The sequence below is a fragment of the Cellulomonas sp. ATA003 genome, from assembly GCF_031582905.1.
GTDB lineage: Bacteria > Actinomycetota > Actinomycetes > Actinomycetales > Cellulomonadaceae > Pengzhenrongella.
Map to the genome: position 1 here is coordinate 1,138,834 of NZ_CP133990.1, position 20,004 is coordinate 1,158,837.

The 20,004-nt window shown below is 76.0% G+C and carries 14 protein-coding genes and 2 pseudogenes; 15 read left to right on the forward strand and 1 reads right to left on the reverse strand.

From position 1 onward, the window contains the following. Positions 1-100: 100 nt before the first annotated feature. Positions 101-2,031, reverse strand: a pseudogene (locus REH70_RS05720) (gamma-glutamyltransferase family protein). Between the two features lie 149 nt (positions 2,032-2,180). Here REH70_RS05720 and REH70_RS05725 point away from each other — a divergent pair. From REH70_RS05725 to REH70_RS05795, 15 genes and pseudogenes are all read left to right on the forward strand, one after another. Further along, positions 2,181-3,917 carry a dynamin family protein gene (locus tag REH70_RS05725; RefSeq protein ID WP_310753092.1) on the forward strand — a complete coding sequence of 579 codons (1,737 nt, stop codon included), beginning with the start codon at positions 2,181-2,183 and terminating at the stop codon, positions 3,915-3,917. Next, entirely contained in the window at positions 3,914-4,696 is a 783-nt protein-coding gene (locus REH70_RS05730) for a GTPase (RefSeq protein ID WP_310753094.1), read from the forward strand. Before REH70_RS05725 ends, REH70_RS05730 begins: the two co-directional genes overlap by 4 nt. Continuing rightward, positions 4,693-5,571: a hypothetical protein gene (locus REH70_RS05735; protein WP_310753096.1), complete on the forward strand. Its 879-nt coding sequence runs from the start codon at positions 4,693-4,695 to the stop codon at positions 5,569-5,571. The genes REH70_RS05730 and REH70_RS05735 overlap by 4 nt, the downstream gene beginning before the upstream one ends. A gap of 84 nt (positions 5,572-5,655) precedes the next feature. Next, complete coding sequence (gene ssb / locus REH70_RS05740; RefSeq protein WP_310753098.1) at positions 5,656-6,231, forward strand: single-stranded DNA-binding protein; 576 nt, start codon at positions 5,656-5,658, stop codon at positions 6,229-6,231. 297 nt (positions 6,232-6,528) lie between these two features. Beyond that, positions 6,529-9,114, forward strand: coding sequence for a rhamnogalacturonan lyase (locus tag REH70_RS05745; protein WP_310753100.1), 2,586 nt, complete (start codon positions 6,529-6,531; stop codon positions 9,112-9,114). Between the two features lie 143 nt (positions 9,115-9,257). Continuing rightward, positions 9,258-10,940, forward strand: coding sequence for an energy-dependent translational throttle protein EttA (ettA, locus tag REH70_RS05750; protein ID WP_310753102.1), 1,683 nt, complete (start codon positions 9,258-9,260; stop codon positions 10,938-10,940). A 6-nt stretch (positions 10,941-10,946) separates the two neighbouring features. Beyond that, positions 10,947-12,965 carry a dynamin family protein gene (locus REH70_RS05755; protein ID WP_310753104.1) on the forward strand — a complete coding sequence of 673 codons (2,019 nt, stop codon included), beginning with the start codon at positions 10,947-10,949 and terminating at the stop codon, positions 12,963-12,965. Positions 12,966-13,328: 363 nt separating this feature from the next. Then, the gene (locus REH70_RS05760) at positions 13,329-14,597 is read left to right on the forward strand and encodes a GTP-binding protein HSR1 (protein WP_310753106.1); all 1,269 of its coding nucleotides are present in this window, start codon (positions 13,329-13,331) and stop codon (positions 14,595-14,597) included. Between the two features lie 175 nt (positions 14,598-14,772). Continuing rightward, the gene (locus REH70_RS05765) at positions 14,773-15,366 is read left to right on the forward strand and encodes a thioesterase family protein (RefSeq protein ID WP_310753108.1); all 594 of its coding nucleotides are present in this window, start codon (positions 14,773-14,775) and stop codon (positions 15,364-15,366) included. After that, positions 15,363-16,115: a glycosyltransferase family 2 protein gene (locus REH70_RS05770; protein WP_310753110.1), complete on the forward strand. Its 753-nt coding sequence runs from the start codon at positions 15,363-15,365 to the stop codon at positions 16,113-16,115. The genes REH70_RS05765 and REH70_RS05770 overlap by 4 nt, the downstream gene beginning before the upstream one ends. Before the next feature lie 53 nt (positions 16,116-16,168). Next, positions 16,169-16,567, forward strand: a pseudogene (locus REH70_RS05775) (NAD(P)H-binding protein); the annotation flags it as partial. Positions 16,568-16,640: 73 nt separating this feature from the next. Continuing rightward, complete coding sequence (locus tag REH70_RS05780) at positions 16,641-17,024, forward strand: hypothetical protein (protein ID WP_310754501.1); 384 nt, start codon at positions 16,641-16,643, stop codon at positions 17,022-17,024. Positions 17,025-17,106: 82 nt separating this feature from the next. Continuing rightward, positions 17,107-17,601 (forward strand): VOC family protein, encoded by a 495-nt coding sequence (locus REH70_RS05785; RefSeq protein WP_310753112.1) that lies wholly within the window; start codon positions 17,107-17,109, stop codon positions 17,599-17,601. A 683-nt stretch (positions 17,602-18,284) separates the two neighbouring features. Beyond that, positions 18,285-18,881, forward strand: a complete 597-nt coding sequence (locus REH70_RS05790) for a L,D-transpeptidase family protein (RefSeq protein WP_310753114.1) — start codon at positions 18,285-18,287, stop codon at positions 18,879-18,881. A 103-nt stretch (positions 18,882-18,984) separates the two neighbouring features. Next, positions 18,985-19,986, forward strand: a complete 1,002-nt coding sequence (locus tag REH70_RS05795) for a DUF222 domain-containing protein (protein WP_310753116.1) — start codon at positions 18,985-18,987, stop codon at positions 19,984-19,986. Positions 19,987-20,004: the final 18 nt, after the last annotated feature.

Sequence of the window (20,004 nt, forward strand, 5' to 3'; positions counted from 1 at the left end):
CCGTGGCGTGCGCGGGGTCACGCGTCACGCGTGGCGATCGTCACGGCGCGCGGGGAGCGGGGCCCGCGAGCACCCGTCGACCCGGCGAGGACGAGCGCCCTCAGCGACCGACCGCGTACGCCTGCATGCCGCGCGGCGTGGCCGCCCCGCGCAGCATCCCGTCCGGCCGGGTGCCGACGGCGCTCAGCCGCCCGAGCGACCACGGTCCGGTGACGGTCACCCGGTGCCCACGACGGCGCAGGTCGGCGAGCACGTCGGCGCCCAGGCGGTCCTCGGCGTGCAACCCGAGGATCTCGATCTCACGCGGGGCGAAGGACGACACGAGGTGGGTGGTGTGCCAGGACGGCGCGTCGATCGCCTCCTGGATGCCCATGCCGTACACGAGGTGGTTGAGCAGGAACGGCAGCTGCCACTGGTCCTGCTGGTCGCCGCCGGGCGTCCCGCAGGCGAGCTCGGCGACGCCGTCGCGCAGCACGAGGGTGGGGCTGAGCGTGGTCCGCGGTCGCTTGCGGGGGCCGAGGGAGTTCGGCAGCCCCGGCTCGACCCAGAACATCTGGGCCCGGGTCGGCAGCTGGAAGCCGAGCCCCGGGATGGCCGGTGAGCTCTGCAGCCACCCGCCGCTGGGTGTCACCGACACGACGTTGCCCCAGCGGTCGACGACGTCGAGATGGCAGGTGTCCCCGCGGGCGACCCCGTCGGGTCCGGTGCGGGGATCGGGTCCGGTGCGGGGATCGGGTCCGGTGAGCGGGTCGGGCCCCGCGTCCGGGGCGAACGTCGGTTCTCCGACCCCCGCGGCGCGGGCGCGCGGCGCGGGGGTCGCGCCACCGGTGCCCGTCCCCGTGCCCGTCCCCGCGGTGCGGGCGGCGTCGACCTCGGCCAGCACGCGCCGGGGCAGGCGCGGCTCGCGGCCGTCGGGGCGTCCGGGGCGCAGCCCGTCCGAGGCGTCGGCGCCGATGAGGGCGCGGCGCTCGTCGGCGTAGCCGGGGGAGAGCAGGGTGTCCAGCGGCACGTCGACGTGGTCGGGGTCGCCGTACCAGGCGTCCCGGTCGGCGAGCGCGAGCTTGGCGCCCTCCACGACCGTGTGGACGAGCTCGGCGGAGGCGGGGCTGGTGTCGGCCAGGTCCATGCCGTCCAGCACCGCGAGCTGCTGCAGCAGCGCCGGCCCCTGACCCCAGGGTCCGGTCTTGGCGATCGTGCGACCGGCGAGCTCGGCCGTGGCCGGACGCTCCTCGCGCACCCGCCAGGTGGCGAGGTCGTCGAACCGCAGCAGGCCCGCGTGCGGCGTGCCGGACGAGTCCATGACCGACGCCGACCGGCTGAACCGGTCGATCCGCTCGGCGACGAACCCCTCGTAGAACGCCGCGCGCGCCGCCTCGATCCCGGCCTCACGGTCCGGGCCGGCGGCGTCGGCCGCCGCGACGAGCCGCTCGAGCGTCTCGGCGAGCGTGAGGTTGCGGAACCGCTCGCCCGGGCCCGGCGGGCGCCCCCGGGCAGGTACACCTCGGCCGACGTCGGCCAGTGCTCGGTGAACATGCGGGCCACGCGAGCGACGGTCGCCGCGGCCTGCGGCAGCATCGGTGCCCCGCCGCGTGCGTACCCGATCGCGTAGCCGACGACATCGCGCACGTGCAGCGTCCCGTAGCGGGCGAGCAGGTCCATCCACGCGCCCCAGGCCCCGGGGACGACGGCGGGCAGCTGGCCGGTCCCGGGGACGAGGTCGACGCCGAGGTCGGCGAACGCCTGCGCGGTGGCCAGCGCGGGCGACGGCCCCTGCCCGCTGAGCACGAACGGCTCGCCGCTGCCGGCCCGGTAGCCGATCACGGGGACGTCGCCGCCGAGTCCGTTGAGGTGCGGCTCGACCACGTGCAGCACGAGCCCGGTCGCGACGGCGGCGTCGAACGCGTTGCCGCCCGCCTCGAGCACCGCCATGCCGGACTGCGAGGCGAGCCAGTGGGTCGAGCCCACCATCCCGTGGGTGCCGACGAGCTCGGGTCGGGTGGTGAACGGACGCGGCGTGGTCACGTCCGGCATGCTCGCACGGCCGTCGGCATCGCGCCGTCCTGGCCCCGGGCCGGGCCGGCCGCACCGCCGCCGCACCGCCGCACCGCCGCGGCGCCGCCCGCCGCGCCGGACCGGGCTCGGGTTTGGGTCGACCGGTGGCGTTGGGTGAGGATGACCCGGTGAGCCCCCAGCCGGTTGTCCCCGCGACCGACGCCGCCCACGAGCCGCCCACCGTCACGCCGACGCTGCTCGACGCCGTCCGCGACCTGCGGCGCGACGTGCACCGGACGCGCTTCCCGCTCGAGATCCCGGGGGTGGACGAGGCGCGCGCCGCGCGCGGCCGGCTGCTCGACCAGCTCGCCGACCACCTGCTGCCCCGCCTCGAGCAGCTCTCCACGCCCGCCGTCGTCGTCGCCGCCGGGTCGACCGGTGCGGGCAAGTCCACGCTCGTGAACTCGCTGATCGGCACGGAGGTGTCCGCGTCCGGGGTGCTGCGTCCGACCACCCGCCGACCGGTCCTCGTGCACCACCCCCGGGACGCGGACCTGCTCGCCGACCACCCGCTCCTCGACTCGGTCGACGTCGTCGCCCACGAACGGGTCCCGCGCGGCATCGCGCTGCTCGACGCCCCCGACCTCGACTCCGTGCTCGCCCAGAACCGGGAGATCGCGCACCGGCTCCTCGAGGCGGCCGACCTGTGGCTGTTCGTCACGACGGCGGCCCGCTACGGCGACGCGGTCCCGTGGCGCGTGCTCGAGGCCGCGATGGCGCGGACCGCGTCGGTTGCGATGGTGCTCAACCGGGTCACCCCGGACGCGCTGACGACCGTGCGCGGCGACCTGCTCATGCGGCTGCGCGAGCGGGGGATGGACGGCGTGCCGCTGTTCACGGTGCCCGACGCCGGCCCCCACGAGGGGCTGCTCGACCCGTCCGCCGTCGCGCCCATCCACCGGTGGCTCACCACGCTCGCCGGCCCCGACCGCGCCCGCGCCGTCATCGCCCGCACGCTGCACGGGGCGCTCGCGTCGCTGCGGACCTGGGTCGACGACCAGGCGGAGGCCGTGCAGGCCCAGGCGGACGCCGCGGCGGCCCTGCGCGTCGAGGTCGCCGCCGCCGTCGCCGGGCCGATCGTCGCCGCGGAGGAGTCGGTGCTCGCCGGCGCGCTCGTGGACGGTCCGGCGGGCGTGCGCTGGACGGAGCTCGCGTCCGGGCCGCTGGCCAAGCTGCTGGGACGCGGCGGCCGGCTGCGCGGGTGGCGACGCACCGCGGCCCGGCGCGAGGCCGCCCTGCTCGAGCTCGTCGAGGACCTGCGGGCGTCGTTGGCGGTGCACCTGTCCTCCGTCGGGGCGGCCGGCGAGGTCGCCCTGCGCTCGCGGCTCACCGACCCCGCCGCACCGGCGGGAGCCGCGGCCCTCGTCGCGGGGTGGCCCGCCGCCGACCACGTCGCCGCCCGCGAGCGTGATGCCGCCGACGCCGCCGCGAGCTGGGTCGCCGAGGCGGACGCTGCCGTGGCGGCTCTGGTTCCCGGGGCCGCTGCCGGTGCGCCCGGTGCGCCCGCGGCGTCCGGCACGACCGGCACCGGCGTGCCGGCCGCCGCCGGCGCAGCCGCACCGGCAGCCGTCGACGCCGACCGCGCCGCCTCCGCCGTGGCGAGACTCGGACCGCGCGGACTGGCCGCCGTCGTGCTCGCCGCCGCCGCCGGGCTCGAGCCGGCAGCACGCCTCCTCGACGCCGTCCTGCCGGGGGCCGGACCCGCGCTCGTCGACCCGCTGCGGGCCACGCTCGCCGCACGCGCCCGGGAGGGCGTCGCCCGCGAGGGCGAGTCGCTCGAGGAGCAGCTCGGCATCGCCGACCTCGCGCCCGACGCCGCCTCCCGGCTGCGCCTGCGCCTCGCCGTGCTCAAGGGACTGACATGACCCAGCCGTCCGACGGCCGCCACCCCGGGCGGTCGGGTGCCGCCGCGCCCGCCGCGGCCGCCACGCCCACTGCCCTCGCCGCGCCCACCGCGCCGTCGCGCACCGCGCACCGCTCCTTGACCTCGGACCTCTCCGGTCGCGTCGACGCGCTCGAGGCTGCGCTGGCCGCAGCCGGTGACCGCGTTGCGACGGACGTCCGGACGGAGGTGCGGCGCTCGGTCGCGGCCGTCCGTGACCGGCTGTCCCGCGACGTCGACCACACGCTCGTCGCCCTCGTCGGCGGCACCGGCTCCGGCAAGTCCAGCCTGTTCAACGCGCTGTGCGGCCTGCCGTTCGCCGACGTCGGGGTGCACCGGCCCACGACCGCGGAGGCCACCGCGTGCGTGTGGGGCGGCCGCGGCGAGGCGCTGCTCGACTGGATCGGGGTGTCACCCGTCCGGCGTTTCCAGCGCGAGACCGCCCTCGACGGCGAGTCCGAGGCGGACCTGCGCGGGCTCGTCCTGCTCGACCTGCCCGACCACGACTCGGTCGCCGACGAGCACCGCGAGGTCGTCGACCGGCTGCTGCCCATGGTCGACCTGCTGGTGTGGGTCGTGGACCCGCAGAAGTACGCCGACGACGCGCTGCACACGGGGTACCTGCGCGGGCTCGTCGGCCGCGAGGCCACGATGGTGGTCGTCCTCAACCAGGTCGACACCGTGCCCCCGAGCAGCGGCACCACGTCGTCGCGGACGTCGGCCGGCTGCTCGCGGAGGACGGCCTGGTCGGGGTCCCGGTGATCGCGACCTCCGTGCCGGACCGCACCGGCCTGACCGACCTGCGCGCGACCCTCGCCCGGGTGGTGAGCGGCCCCAGCGTCGCCGCGGTGCGGGCGGGCGCCGAGATCGCCGCCGCCGGCCGCGCGCTGACCGCCGACCTCACGCCCCCGGGCGTGGTGCCGGACGGTCCCGACCGGCTGCCGACCGCACCGGTCGTCGACGCCCTCGTCGCCGCGGCGGGTGTCCCGGCGATCGCCGACGCCGTCGAGGCGACCGTGCGCGGTGGCGCGGACGTCGTGCCCGCCGTCGGCGCGGTGCAGGCGCACGCCGTCGGGCTGGCCCGGCACCGCTGGCTCCGTGACGTCGGACGTGGGCTGCCCCCGGCCTGGCAGCGGTCGCTCGACGCGCGGCTGGCGTCCGTCCCCGAGCTCGCCGAGGCCGTCGGCTCCGCGATGCAGGGCGTGGCGCTGCGCGTGCGGCGTTCGCGGACCGCGACGTCCCTGACGATCGGCTCCGTCGTGGTGGGGATCATCGCGATCGTCGTCGCCGGAGCGGTCGCGGCCCGTGCCCTGCTCGACGTGGACGTCGCCGACGCCGTTGCCGGCGTCCCCGTCACCGCGTGGCTGGCCGGGGCACTGACCCTGCTCGCCGTGGTGCTCTGGGCGACCGCGTGGCTCGTGCGGCGGCGCGCCGGTCGCCGACGCGCTGCCGCTGTCCGCCGGGACGGCCGCGCCGCGGTGGAGGGCGTCGTCACCCACCGGCTCGGCGAGCCGACGCTCGCGCTGCTCGGCGAGCACCGGCACGTGCGCGAGCTGGCGGCGACCGCGGCGGCCGGGGAGCGGGCGGTCGCGGCCGCGACCCCAGGCGGTGTGGTCGGGGCGTCGTCCACCGCCTGACGACGGCGCCCCCGGTCGGGACGGTCCGCGGGCCAGCCTCGGGGTGAGGGTCGGCGCCGTCGGCCCCTGCCGCGAGGAGGAACGATGAGCACGAGCGACCCGACGCTGACCCTGATCGGCTGGGTGGGGACCGAGCCCAAGCACTACACGGGGGCGAGCGTCACCCCGTTCACCAGCTTCCGCATGGCCACCACCCGGCGCTGGTTCGACCGTGCGCAGAACACCTGGGTGGACGGGCGCACGGAGTGGTTCACGGTCAAGAGCTGGCGGCAGACCGCGCTGAACGTCGCGTCGTCGCTGCGCAAGGGGGACCCGGTCGTCGTGCACGGCCGGCTCGCGACCGAGCAGTGGGACGGGCCGGAGGGTCAGCGCACCACCCTGGTGCTCGAGGCGCTCGCGATCGGTCCGGACCTGACGTACGGGCGGGCGAGCTTCGCCCGCACCGTCCACGTCGCCGACGCCGGTGCCGCGTCACCCACCGACGGCGCCGCCGGGGACCCGGCGGACGGGCCCGGCGTGGACGACCCGTGGGCGACCGACTCCGGCGACAACACCTCACCCGGCAGCCTCGCGGCCGACGACGTCCCCGGTGGCGACCCCCGGGACGGCGCCGACGCGGACCCTGAGTTGCCGGTCGGGACGCTCGACCCGGTGCGCTGACCGGTGCGTGACCCGGTGCGGTGAGCGGGCGCAGGTGCAGGTCGCGGGCGGTCCGTGGTGGCAGGGGGTGCCCCCACGGACCGCCATGCGGACGCCGCTCAGGGTCGCCGCCCAGGGTTGCCGCGCCGACCCCGCGCCAACACCCGCTGCCGGCTCCACGCGGCGGAAAGCGGTGTCCGGAACGGTTGACGCTGGGACTGACGGGTGTCACGGTGGTTGAGACCCGGGGGGTCGGCGCGGGGCGTGAATCGTTCCAACGGGCCGCCGCGGGCCCCCCACGAGCCGAAGGATTCGACGATGAGTCTTCTCAGCAGCACACCTCTCCGTCACGCCGCCGCAGGTCTCGCCGCCGGCGCGCTCCTGCTGTCCGGCGCCGCGACGGCGTCGGCCGCCCCACCGGGCACCCCACCCGGCGCACCCGGACCCCAGCTCGACCGGCTCGACCGCGGGCTGGTCGCCGCCGTCACCGACGACGGCGTGTTCCTCTCCTGGCGACTGCTCGGCCACGAGGCGACCGGCCACAGCGCGACCGGCCTGACGGGCACCGACTTCCGGGTCTACCGCGACGGTCACCGCGTGGCCACGGTGACCGACAGTACGAACGTCCTGGACCCGGACGGCATGGCCGCGTCGACCTACCGCGTCGTCCCGGTCGTCGACGGCGACGAGGTGGGCCGGGGCACGTCGGTCACCCCGTGGGCGCAGGCGCACCACGACCTCCCGCTGCGCAAGCCCGCTCCCGGGCGCACGCCGCCCGGCGTCCTGCACCCCGAGGGCGAGGAGTACACGTACGTCGCCACCGACATGAGCGTCGGCGACGTCGACGGGGACGGCGCGTACGAGTTCGTCGTGAAGTGGGACCCGTCCAACGCCAAGGACGTCTCCCAGGTCGGCTACACCGGGCCGGTGCTCATCGACACCTACCGGGCCGACGGCACGCTGCTGCACCGCCTGGACCTCGGGGTGAACATCCGCGCCGGTGCGCACTACACGCAGTTCCTCGTCCAGGACTTCGACGGCGACGGCCGCGCGGAGATCATGCTCAAGACCGCCCCCGGCACGCGCACCCTGCCCGGTGGCCGCGAGGGCGACGCGGAGTACATCACCATGGCCGGCGACGACGTCGCGGACGGCTGGACCCACCACGACGACCTGCGGATGAGCGCCGCGGAGTACGAGCAGCACCTCGTGGAGACGTTCCGCGGCTGGAGCCTGCACCCCGAGGTCGTCGCCGGCCGCTGGCCCGCGACGGTGGAGGAGGCCCTCGGGATCCCGCAGCGCCATGCCTACCCGCTGTCCGAGGAGGCGGCGCAGGATCTCGTCGACCACTTCATCGACGTGTACGCCCCGAGCCGCAGCGCCCGGAACGACCTCCGGGCGTTCGAGGGGTTCGTGCTCACGGGGCCGGAGTACCTCACGGTGTTCGACGGCGAGAGCGGCGCCGAGCTGCAGACCGTCCCGTACGCGCCCGGCCGGCACGACGACGGCCTCATGTGGGGTGACTACGCGATGTCCCGCATCGAGCCGGGCAACCGGGTCGACCGGTTCCTCGCCGGCGTCGCCCACCTCGACGGGGAGCGCCCGTCGGCGGTCTTCGCCCGCGGCTACTACACGCGGTCGACGATCGCGGCCTACGACTGGGACGGTGAGGACCTGTCCCAGCGCTGGTTCGTGGACTCGGGCTGGACGCCGATGACGAATCCCTTCGACGACGGCCCGCACGGCCGGCTGGGCACGGACCCGGAGTTCGGCTCGATCACCACGCAGGGGTTCCACTCGCTGTCCGCCGCGGACGTCGACGGCGACGGTCGTCACGAGATCGTCTACGGCTCGGCGACGATCGACGACGACGGCAGCCTGCTGTACAGCTCGTTCGCCGAGCTGCCCGAGGGCAGCGGCGCTCCCGGGACGGTCGCGGGCCTCGGGCACGGGGACGCCATGCACGTCACCGACATCGACCCCGACCGCCCGGGTCTGGAGATCTTCACCGTGCACGAGGGCGGCCCGTGGGCGCCGTACGGCATGGCGCTGCGCGCCGCGGCCACCGGGGAGGTGGTCTTCGGCGAGTACTCCGGCCGCGACACCGGGCGCGGCATGATCGGCGACGTCCTGCCGGGCAGCCGCGGCATCGAGGTCTGGGCCAGCATGCCCGGCGGCACCGACGGGTCCGGGATCCAGAGCCCCACCGGTGAGGACCTCGCGCCGACCACGCCGGGCACCAACCAGAGCATCCGGTGGGCGGCCGACATGACGACGCAGATCGTCGAGGGCGCGGGCGACGGGGACGTGCGGATCGTGGACTGGGAGGACGGCACGGTGCTCACCGCCACCGGCACCCGGACCAACAACGGCACGAAGGGCAACCCGTCGCTGGTGGCCGACGTCGTCGGTGACTGGCGCGAGGAGCTGCTCGTCCGGACTGCGGACTCCACCGCGATCCGGATGTTCGTGTCCACCGAGCTCACCGACCGCAAGCTCTACACGCTGATGCACGACGCGCAGTACCACGCCGAGGTGGCCCGTCAGCAGACGAGCTACAACCAGCCGTCGCACCCGGGCTTCTACCTCGCCTCCGACGTCGACTGGTCGCAGGTGCCCCTGCCCGCGGCACCGTCGGCGACGGCCGAGCTCGCGGCCTTCCGGGCCGCGTTCGACGAGTACGTCGCCGCGGGTAAGGTGTCCGGCCCGATCGTCCAGCAGCTCGTCAACGCGCTGCGGCAGGCGGACCGGCACGCGGCGGCCGGTCGGCACGGGCCGGCTGGGGCCGCGATGGAACGGGCGCTCGCCCGGCTCGAGGACTCCAAGCGCCCCGACCGTCTGACCGACGACGCGCGGGCGAACCTCACGCTGCGGGCGGTGACGCTGGTGACGGTCCTGTCCTGACCTCGGCGGCGGCGCCGTGGCGGGACGTGCTCCCCGTCACGGCGCCGCAGCCCGGGTCACCGTAGGCTGGGGGTCGTGGCCGCCCCCGACCCCTGGCGGGCGGCCGATCCGACGACACCGAACGTGAGGCGGACGACGAGCCCGTGGCTGAGTTCATCTACACCATGTACAAGGCGCGCAAGGCGCACGGCGACAAGGTCATCCTCGACGACGTCACCCTGAACTTCCTGCCCGGCGCCAAGATCGGCGTCGTCGGCCCCAACGGCGCCGGGAAGTCGACGATCCTGAAGATCATGGCCGGGCTCGAGCAGCCGTCGAACGGCGAGGCGCGGCTGTCGCCCGGCTACAGCGTCGGCATCCTCATGCAGGAGCCGGACCTCAACGAGTCCAAGACGGTCCTGGGCAACGTGGAGGAGGGCGTCGCCGAGCTCAAGGGCCAGATCGACCGGTTCAACGAGATCTCCGCGCTGATGGCCGAGCCCGACGCCGACTTCGACACGCTGCTCGCCGAGATGGGCGAGCTGCAGGAGAAGATCGACGCCGCCGACGGCTGGGACCTCGACACCCAGCTCGAGCAGGCCATGGATGCGCTGCGCTGCCCGCCGCCGGACGCCGACGTGTCGGTCCTGTCCGGTGGGGAGCGTCGCCGCGTCGCGCTGTGCAAGCTGCTGCTCGAGAAGCCCGACCTGCTGCTCCTCGACGAGCCCACCAACCACCTCGACGCCGAGAGCGTGCTCTGGCTCGAGCAGCACCTATCCCAGTACGCGGGCGCCATCCTGGCCGTGACCCACGACCGGTACTTCCTCGACCACGTCGCGGAGTGGATCTGCGAGGTCGACCGCGGCCGCCTGTACCCGTACGAGGGCAACTACTCCACCTACCTGGAGAAGAAGCAGGCCCGCCTGGAGGTCCAGGGCAAGAAGGACGCGAAGCTCTCCAAGCGCCTCGCCGACGAGCTGGCCTGGGTCCGGATGAACGCGAAGGGTCGCCAGACCAAGTCCAAGGCGCGCCTGGCCCGCTACGAGGAGATGGCCGCCGAGGCGGACCGCACCCGCAAGCTCGACTTCGAGGAGATCCAGATCCCGCCGGGCCCGCGCCTGGGGTCGGTCGTCATCGAGGCCAAGGACCTGGAGAAGGGCTTCGACGGGCGCGTCCTCATCGACGGGCTGTCCTTCACGCTGCCGCGCAACGGCATCGTCGGGGTCATCGGCCCGAACGGCGTCGGCAAGACGACCCTGTTCAAGACGATCGTGGGGCTCGAGCCGCTCGACGACGGCGAGCTGAAGATCGGCGAGACGGTCAAGCTGTCCTACGTCGACCAGAACCGCGGCGGCATCGACCCCAAGAAGTCGCTGTGGGAGGTCGTCTCCGACGGGCTGGACTACATGAAGGTCGGCAACACCGAGATGCCGTCGCGCGCCTACGTCGCCGCGTTCGGGTTCAAGGGCCCGGACCAGCAGAAGGCGGCCGGCGTGCTGTCCGGTGGTGAGCGCAACCGCCTCAACCTCGCGCTCACGCTCAAGCAGGGCGGCAACGTGCTGCTCCTCGACGAGCCCACCAACGACCTGGACGTCGAGACCCTCGGCTCGCTGGAGAACGCGCTGCTCGAGTTCCCGGGGTGCGCCGTGGTCGTCTCGCACGACCGGTGGTTCCTCGACCGGGTGGCGACGCACATCCTGGCCTACGAGGGCACCGAGGAGAACCCGTCGAGCTGGTACTGGTTCGAGGGCAACTTCGCCGCGTACGAGGAGAACAAGGTGACCCGGCTCGGGCCCGACGCGGCCCGCCCGCACCGGGTCACGTACCGCAAGCTCACCCGGAGCTGACCGCCGGTGACCACGGCGGTCGAGGACGAGGGCGCGGGCGGGGACCGCACCTCGGCGGAGCTGCTCGCCGCCCTCGTCGGGCTGCGTGGCGCCGTCGCCGAGGTGCGGCTGCCGCTCGACGTCCCGGGTGCGGACGCCCAGCGCGAGGCACGCACCCAGGTCCTCGACCAGCTCGACGACTACCTGCTGCCCCGGCTGCGGGCGGCGGCCGCGCCGCTGCTCGTGGTCGTCGGCGGGTCCACCGGGGCCGGCAAGTCGACCCTGGTGAACTCGCTGCTCGGCGCGCCGGTCAGCCGCAGCGGCGTGCTGCGCCCGACGACGCGCTCGCCCGTCCTGGTGCACCATCCCCTGGACGCCCAGTGGTTCCGGGGCGACCGGATCCTGCCCGGCATGGCGCGCCTGACCGGTGAGGCCGCGGACGCCGGCTCGGCGCGCTCCCTGCGCCTCGCGGCGTCGGACGCGGTGCCGCCCGGTCTGGCGCTCCTGGACGCCCCGGACATCGACTCCGTCGTCGCCGAGAACCGCCGCATCGCCGCCCAGCTGCTCGGCGCGGCCGACGTGTGGCTGTTCGTCACGACCGCCGCGCGCTACGCCGACGCCGTCCCGTGGGACCTGCTGCAGGACGCCGCCCGCCGGCACGCCCAAGTCGCGCTCGTGCTGGACCGGGTCGACCCCGGCGCGCGCGAGGCCGTCGCCACCCACCTCGCGGCCATGCTGGCCGAGCACGGGCTCGAGGACTCCCCGGTGCTCGTCGTCCCGGAGTCGCCGCTCGAGGACGGCATGCTGCCCGCGCACGCGGTCACGCCGGTCGCGGACTGGCTGACGACGCTCGGCGGTGACGCCGGCGCCCGCCAGGCCGCGATCGCCCGCACCCGCGACGGCGCCACCGCCGACCTCGTCGAGCGCGCCGGCGCGCTCGCCGCGGCGGCGGACGAACAGCGCGCCGCGGACGCCCACCTGCGCCGCGTGGTGGCCGACGCGCACGAGGAGGCCGCGCGGTCGGTCCGGGAGGCGACGTCCGACGGGACCATGCTGCGGGGAGGTCCTCGCCCGGTGGCAGGACGTCGTCGGGACCGGGGAGTTCCTGCGTGCGGTCGAGCAGCGTGTCGGACGGGTGCGCGACACGCTGACCGCGTTCGTCCGCGGGCGCGCCGCCGCGGAGCCCGAGCTGACCCACGCCATCGGGCACGGGCTGGAGGCGGTCATCCAGGACGCCGCCGAGGGCGCGGCGGAGCGCTCCTACACCGCCTGGCGCAGCGACCCGGCCGGGGCCGCGCTGCTCGACGGGCTCGAGCTCGCACGCGGCGGCAGCGACCTGCGGGCCCGCATCGCCGACCAGATCCGCGGGTGGCAGTCCGACGTCCTCGCGCTCGTCGGCGCGGAGGGGGCGGACAAGCGGACGACGGCGCGCGCGCTCTCCTTCGGGGTCAACGGCCTCGGTGCCGCCCTCATGGTCGCGGTGTTCGCGTCGACCGGTGGCCTGACCGGCGCCGAGGTCGGCATCGCCGGCGGGTCGGCGGTCCTCGCGCAGCGGCTGCTCGAGGCCGTGTTCGGCGACGACGCCGTCCGCCAGCTCACCAAGGTCGCGCACCAGCGCCTCGACGAGCGCGTGCGCGGGGTGCTCGCCGCGCAGGCGCTGCGGTTCACGGTCCAGCTCGACGCGGTCGGCGCCGGACAGGAGAGCGGGGTGCCCTGCGCGACGCCGTCGGGCGCGTCCGGTCCGCCGCGGCAGCCGCACGTGCGGCCGAGGCCACCGGCACGGCGGGCACGGCCGGGTCGACGGACGCCGTGGCGGTCGATGCCGCGACCGGGCTGCGCCTCACGGGTCAGCCGTCGACCGCCGGCGGACGCCTGCGGGGTGCCGGGCTCGTCGCGCCCCCCGCCGGGACGGTCCCGGCGACGACCGCGCGGATCGCCGCCGACCCCGGCGCCCGCGCAGGCCGCCCGGCGGACGACGACGCCGCCCCGGACCCGGCCGGCCTGCGCGGCTGGTGGCAGCGGTTCACCCGCGGACCGGACGCATGAGCCGACGCGGACCGGACCTCCCCACGCGCGTCGCCGCGCTCGCGGAGGCCACCGAGCTGGGGGTCGGACGCCTCCCGGACACCGCCCTCGAGCACGCGCGAGCGGTCACGACACGGGCCCGCGAACGGGCCGCGCTGTCCCCGGACCACACGGTCGTCGCCCTGGCCGGGTCCACCGGGTCCGGCAAGTCGTCGTTGCTCAACGCGCTCGCGGGGAGGAGATCGCCCGCGCCGGGGTCACCCGCCCGACCACCGGCTTCGCGTCGGCCGCCGTCTGGTCGCCGCGCGGGGACGGTGACGGCCGGGCGGTGTCGGGCCGGGCGCCGGGAGCCACGTCGACCCCGGCACCGGGCGCGGGGACCCGGTGCCCGGCGCCGACGACGCGGGGGACCTCCTCGACTGGCTCGAGGTCGGGTCGCGGCGCTACCTCGGCGTCGCCGGCGCGGCGGGTACCGGGTCCGGTGGCGCGCCGGCGACCGCGGCGGGTGCGGTCCCGACCGGACTGGTCCTGCTGGACCTGCCCGACCACGACTCCGTCGTCGTCGAGCACCGCGTCCGCGCCGAGCGCCTCGTCGAGCGGGTCGACCTCCTCGTGTGGGTCATGGACCCGCAGAAGTACGCCGACGCCGCGCTGCACGAGCGCTACCTGCAGCCGCTCGCCGGGCACGGCGACGTCGTCGTGCTGGTGCTCAACCAGGTGGACCGGCTCAGCGACAGCGAGCGTGAGGCCTGCCTCGCCGACCTGCGGCGGCTGGCCGCCGAGGACGGCCTGCCGGGCGTACGCGTGCTCGGGGTGTCGGCGGCGACGGGGTACGGCCTGGACGCGCTGCGCGAGGTGCTCGCCGACGCCGCCCGCCGCCGGGTCGCCGCGACCGCGCGCCTGACCGCCGACGTGCGCGACGCCGCCCGCCGGCTCGGCGACGCGTGCGGCGAGCCCGTCCCGGCCAAGGTGCGCGGGGCCGCGCGGGACGGGCTGGTCACCGCCCTCGAGCAGTCCGCCGAGGTCGCGACCGTCGTCGAGGCGGTCCGGTCGTCGTCCGGTCGCCGCGCGCGCGCCGCGACCGGGTGGCCGGTCACCCGCTGGCTGGGACGGTTCCGCCCGGACCCGCTGCGCCGCCTGCACCTCGACCAGCCGACCGACCGTCCCGACCTCGCTCGCACCTCGCTGCCCGGGGCCGGCGCCGCCGCCCGGGCGCGGGCGAGCAGCGCCGTGCGCGCGTACGCCGACACCGCGACCGCGGGCGCCCCCGATGCGTGGGTGCTCGCCGCCCGCGAGGTCGCCATGGCCCCCGGGCTGCCCGACGCGCTCGACCAGGCGGTCGCGGGCACCCGGCTGGAGGCCGAGCGGCGCCCGGTGTGGTGGCGGGTCGTCGGCCTGCTGCAGTGGCTCCTGCTCGCGACGCTGGTGGCCGGCCTCCTCTGGCTGGGCGTCCTCGCCGGGCTCGCCTACCTGCGCCTGCCCGAACCCGAGACGCCGATGTGGTGGGGGCTGCCCGCCCCCACGGTGCTGCTCGCCGGGGAGCGCTGGCCGGCATCCTGCTCGCGCTGCTGTCCCGGTTCGCGGCGTCGATCGGCGCCCACCGCCGCGCCGCGCGGGCCCGCAGCCGCCTGCGGGCAGCCGTCGCCCGGGTGACGGACGACCGGGTGGTCGAGCCCGTGGCCGCCGAGCTGGACGCGCTCGAGCGGTGCCGGGTGGCCGCCCGGCTCGCCGCGCAGTGAGCGCCGGCGGAGCGCGGGCCCGCACCGGCCCCGACCATCTCGACCATCCTGACCACCCCCCACGAACCCCTCGACGACAGGAGTGCCCGATGAGCCGGTTGCGGGTCCCGGCCCAGCTGCGCTGGGCCGACATGGACGCCTACGGGCACGTGAACAACGTGCAGATGCTCCAGCTCCTCGAGGAGGCGCGCATCGAGGCGTTCTGGACGCACCCCGACCCGGCCGACGGCGGCCGCGCGACGGCCGTCCTCGACGCCGGCCCGGGCGCCCCCACGACGACGCTCGTCGCGCGGCAGGAGATCGAGTACCTGCGGCCGTTGTCCTACCGGCGGGCGCCCGCCGTCGTCGAGCTGTGGATCGGGCACCTCGGCGGGGCGAGCATCGACGTCTGCTACGAGGTGGTCGACGCCGAGCCGGCCACCGGCCTGACCATCGGAGCCGAGCCGACCACCACCGGCGCACCGACCACCGCCGCCGAGCGCCTCGCGGCCGCGCCGATCGAGGGTGCGGCGGGCCGCCCGCTGCCGGCGCCCGTCCCCTACGCGCGTGCGTGCACCACGCTGGTCCTCGTCGACACCTCGACCGGGCGACCGCGGCGCATCAGCGACGCCGAGCGCGCCGCGTGGTCGCCGTTCCTGGGCGACATGATCACGCTGCGCCGTCGGCGCCCGGCCGACGGGTGAGCGCGGAGGGGGCGCGCACGTCGGTCGTCGTCCCGGCGTGGGACGAGGAGGCGGTGCTCGGCGCCTGTCTGCGGTCGCTCGCGCGGCAGACGCGTGCGCCGCTCGAGGTCGTCGTCGTCGACAACAACTCGCGCGACCGCACGGCGCAGATCGCCCGGGCGCACGGCGCCCGCGTGGTCTGCGAGACCGTGCAGGGCATCTGGCCCGCCGCGGCGACGGGCTACGACGCCGCGGTCGGTCCGATCGTCGCGCGCTGCGACGCCGACTCGGTGCTCCCGCCGGACTGGGTCGAGCGGATCGAGGCCGCCTTCGACGCGGACGCCGACCTGCGCGCGCTGACCGGGCCCGGGGTCTTCGCGGGTCTGCCGCCGGTGCGGCGAGCGCTCGCCGACGTGCTCTACATGCGCGCCTACTTCGTGCTGGTCGGGCTCGCGCTCGGCCACCCGCCGCTGTTCGGGTCCAACTTCGCGATGCGCGCGTCCGCATGGCGCGCCGTCCGCGGTGAGGTCCACGCGCAGTCCGACGCCGTGCACGACGACATCGACCTGTCCTTCCACATCGGCCGCGGCCGGCAGGTGCGGCTCGACCCGCGGCTGCGGGTCGACATCTCCGCGCGCCCGCTGGGCGACGTGCGCGGCCTCGCCAGGCGTGTGGTCAAGGGCTTCCGCTCCGTGCGGGTCCACTCGCCGGGTGACGGCCCGTGGGCGCGCTACAGCGCAAAGCTGCTCGCCCGCACCGGGCGGGGCTGACGCCGGAAACCCGTGACCGACCCGCACCACCACCCCGACCCCAGGAGAGCACCATGACCACCTTCGCCGTCACCGGAGCGACCGGACACCTCGGCCGCCGCGTCGTCCTCGAGCTGCTCGAGCGGGGCGTCCCCGCCACGGACGTGGTCGCCGTCGTCCGCACCCCGTCCCGCGCCGCCGACCTCGCGGCCCGCGGCGTGCAGGTCCGCGAGGGCGACTACTCCCGCCCTGAGACGCTGCCGGCCGCGCTCGCCGGCGTGCAGCGGCTGCTGCTCGTCTCCGGCAGCGAGCCGGGCCGACGCGTCGAGCAGCACACGGCCGTCATCGAGGCGGCGCGGGACGCCGGGGTCGAGCGGCTCGCGTACACGAGCATCCTCCACGCTGACGGGACGACGAACCCGCTCGCCGGTGAGCACGCGGGCACCGAGGCGGTGCTGCGCGGGTCCGGGTTGCCGTTCACCCTGCTGCGCAACGGCTGGTACACGGAGAACTACACCGACCGCATCGACCAGTACCTCGCGACGGGTGAGGTGGTGGGCGCGACCGGGGAGGCCGGATCTCCGGCGCCCCCGGGCCGACTACGCCGTCGCGGCCGCCGCGGCGCTGCTCGCGGACGAGGCGGGCGACGTCGTGCACGAGCTCGGTGGACCGGCGTTCACCTTCGACGACCTGGCCGCCGCGGTCACCGAGGTGACCGGCACGCGCGTCGTCCACCGGGACGTCACGGTCGAGCAGTACGCGACCGAGCTCCAGGCCGCCGGGATGGACGCCGGGACCGCCGGGTTCGTCGCCGCGTTGGACGCCTCGATCGCCGCGGGCGACCTCGAGACGGACAGCGACGACCTCGCCAAGCTCCTCGGGCGTCCGGTCACCCCGCTCGTGGAGGCGGTCCGCGCCGCCCGGGAGTGACCGCGCACGGCACCCACGGCACCACCGGGCCGTCCCGCCTCGCCGTGCCGGGTGCGTCGCTGCCGGCCGCTACCGTCGTGACATGGACCAGCGCGTCAGCCTGATCACCCTAGGAGTGGCCGACGTCGAGCGTGCCCGGGACTTCTACGCGGCGCTCGGGTGGCACGGGCAGACGGTCGAGCAGACCGTGTTCTTCCAGGCGGGCGGGCTGGCCGTGGTGCTGTGGTCGCGGGCCGCGCTCGCGGCCGACGCCGGTCTGCCCGACGCCGGCGTGCCTGACCACGGCCTGCCCGACGACGGTGCGCGCGACGACGGTGCGCGGGCCGTCGCTGCCGGCGGAGTCGCCCTCGCACACAACGTCCGGTCCGCGCGGGAGGTCGACGCCCTGGTGGCTGACTGGGCCGGCGCGGGTGGCGCGGTCGTCCGGGAGCCGGTGCGCACGGTCTACGGCGGGTACGCCGGCTACGTCGCCGACCCGGACGGCCACCTGTGGGAGATCGCGTACAACCCCGGCTTCCCGCTCGCCGACGACGGCTCGCTGACCGTCCCCGACCTGGGGCCGCCGACGGGCGGCTGACCGGACTTCGGGTGGCCGGTCGGTCCCGTCGTCGCCGACCGCTCCCGTGCCGGGTGCAAGGTGCCGCCCCGTCGCGACATGTGCAGGGTGGACGGACGCTGCGAGCCGGCCGCGAGCAGGCACGGCGGCGCACCACCCCACCGGAGAGGCTGACGACGATGTGGACACGCACGGCCCGACCCCAGGGCCGACGGGACGGACGACGACGGGCCGTGCCCGAGGGCCGCGCCGGGACGTCGCCAGCCACGGCTGCGTCCCTCGTCCCGGCCGGACGACGGGTCCGGACCGGTGCGTCCCTCGCGACGGCGGTCACGCTGATGGGCGCCCTGCTGGCCGGTTGCACGACGGGGCCCGCGGAGTCCCCGGGCGCCGCGGGGCCCGCGGCGACGCCCAGCGCGTCCCCCTCCGACGTCTCGCCCGTCCCGTCGCCGGAGCCCACGGACGAGGTCACTCCCGCTCCGGACGAGTCCCCGGCTCCGGGCAGCACGCCCGAGCCGCCGTCGCCATCGCCGACCCCCGGGGGGACGACGCCTGCACCGATACCCGAGCCGTCGCCCGACCCCGAGCCGTCCCCTGACCCCGCGCCGCCGACCGACGAGCCCGCCCCGCCGGCGCCGGCGCCCGTTCCACCCCAGCCGCCCGCCCCCGAGCTGGCTCCCGCCCCCGCTCCGCAGCCGCCCGCCGTGCTCGAGCGGGGCGACGAGGGAGCCGAGGTGCTCGCGGTGCAGGAGCGCCTCATCGAGCTCGGCTACTTCCTCCGCCGTGCGGACGGTGACTTCGGGCCCGCGACCCAGCAGGCGGTGTGGGCGCTGCAGAAGGCCGCCGGCCTCGCCAGGGACGGGCTCGTCGGTCCGGCGACCCGCGCGGCGCTGGACGCCGGCACCCGTCCGTCGGCGCGCACGACGTCGGGCCGCGCCATCGAGATCGACCTCGACCGGCAGCTCGTCCTCGCGGTCGACGACGGCGTCGTCACCCGGGTCGTCAACGCGTCGTCCGGCAACGGCGAGCGCTACGTCGCGCTCGGGCGCCCGCAGCGCGCGTACACCCCGACCGGGGACTACACCGTGGTGCGCCAGATCAACGGGATGCACGAGTCGACGCTCGAGCTCGGCTCCATGTACCGCCCGAAGTACTTCCGCGGCGGCTGGGCCGTCCACGGGTCGACGTCCATCCCGCCGTGGCCGGCGTCGCACGGATGCGTCCGCGTCTCCAACGCCGCCATGGACTGGATCTGGGACACCTGGGGCGCCCCGCTGGGCACACCCGTCGTCGTCTACTGAGCCGTGTGTCGTCCATGGCACGACGGGCCGCGGCGCGCGCTCGCGTGAGCCGCGGTCCTGATGCTCTCCGCGCCCTCGAAAATGCTGCAGCCGTACCCAGGCCGTGCATTGCGTTGACGGTCCCCAAATACCCACCGAGGCGCGGCCGTGTCAGTGGCTCGCCGTAGAATTGTCGGGTCAGATCGGGACGGGAAGCACGCCGCGGGAGGGCGAGATGGGCCTCGACAACACCCCCGTCCCGCCCAAGGAAAGCGCCCAGGACGCGTCCACGCTGTCGTCCGAGGTGGCGCTTTCCCCTGGCATCGCTGCCGCCCTTTCCGCGATGGATTCCGCCGTCGCCGTGCTGGCCGGTCTGGACCTGTCCGAGCTCGACGGCCGCCAGGCCGCGGTGGTCGCCCGTCGCCTCGCGGAGGTGACCAGCCGGGCCGGGGTGGCGAAGGTGCGGCTGCTGCCGGTGATCGACGACGACGGTGTGTGGGCGCTGAGCGGTGCGCGGTCGTTCCCGGTGTGGCTGTCCCACGACCACCGGCTGTCCGTGGGCGTGGCTCGGGCGCAGGTGCGGCTGGGGCGGACGCTGCGTGACCACCTGCCGCTGACCGCCGCTGCGGCGGTGGCCGGGGACGTGACCGTGGAGCAGGCGCAGGTCATCGCCACGCTCGCCCCGACGAGTGAGCAGCGCCGGCACGTCCTGGCTGATCCGGAGCAGGAGTGCAACGAGAGTTTCGTGGTCGAGCAGGCTGGGCTGTTGTCGGTGGACGAGACGCGCGTGTTCGTGCGCAAGTGGGCCGCGTACGCCGATCCGGACGCGGACGACCGCGGCTACGTGGTGTCGTGCGAGCGGGAGCGGCTCGACATCGCCCGCTTCGGTGACGGCTACCGCGCGGGCGATGATCGCTTCCCGCCTGGCCCGGGTGGACGTTCGTTCGGTACGGCCGACGTCGAGGACCTCCGAGTCCGCCACCGCATCATTCACGACCGCGACATCACCATTCGCCGCCACCACGATCGGTGGGAATTCAACGACCGCCACGGGAACGTGATCGACCCGGACCGTGACCGACCCCTCGCCGCGGGGTGGCGAGAACGCCGAAGGATGGACGGGTGACGATCGGATGGGTGTGCA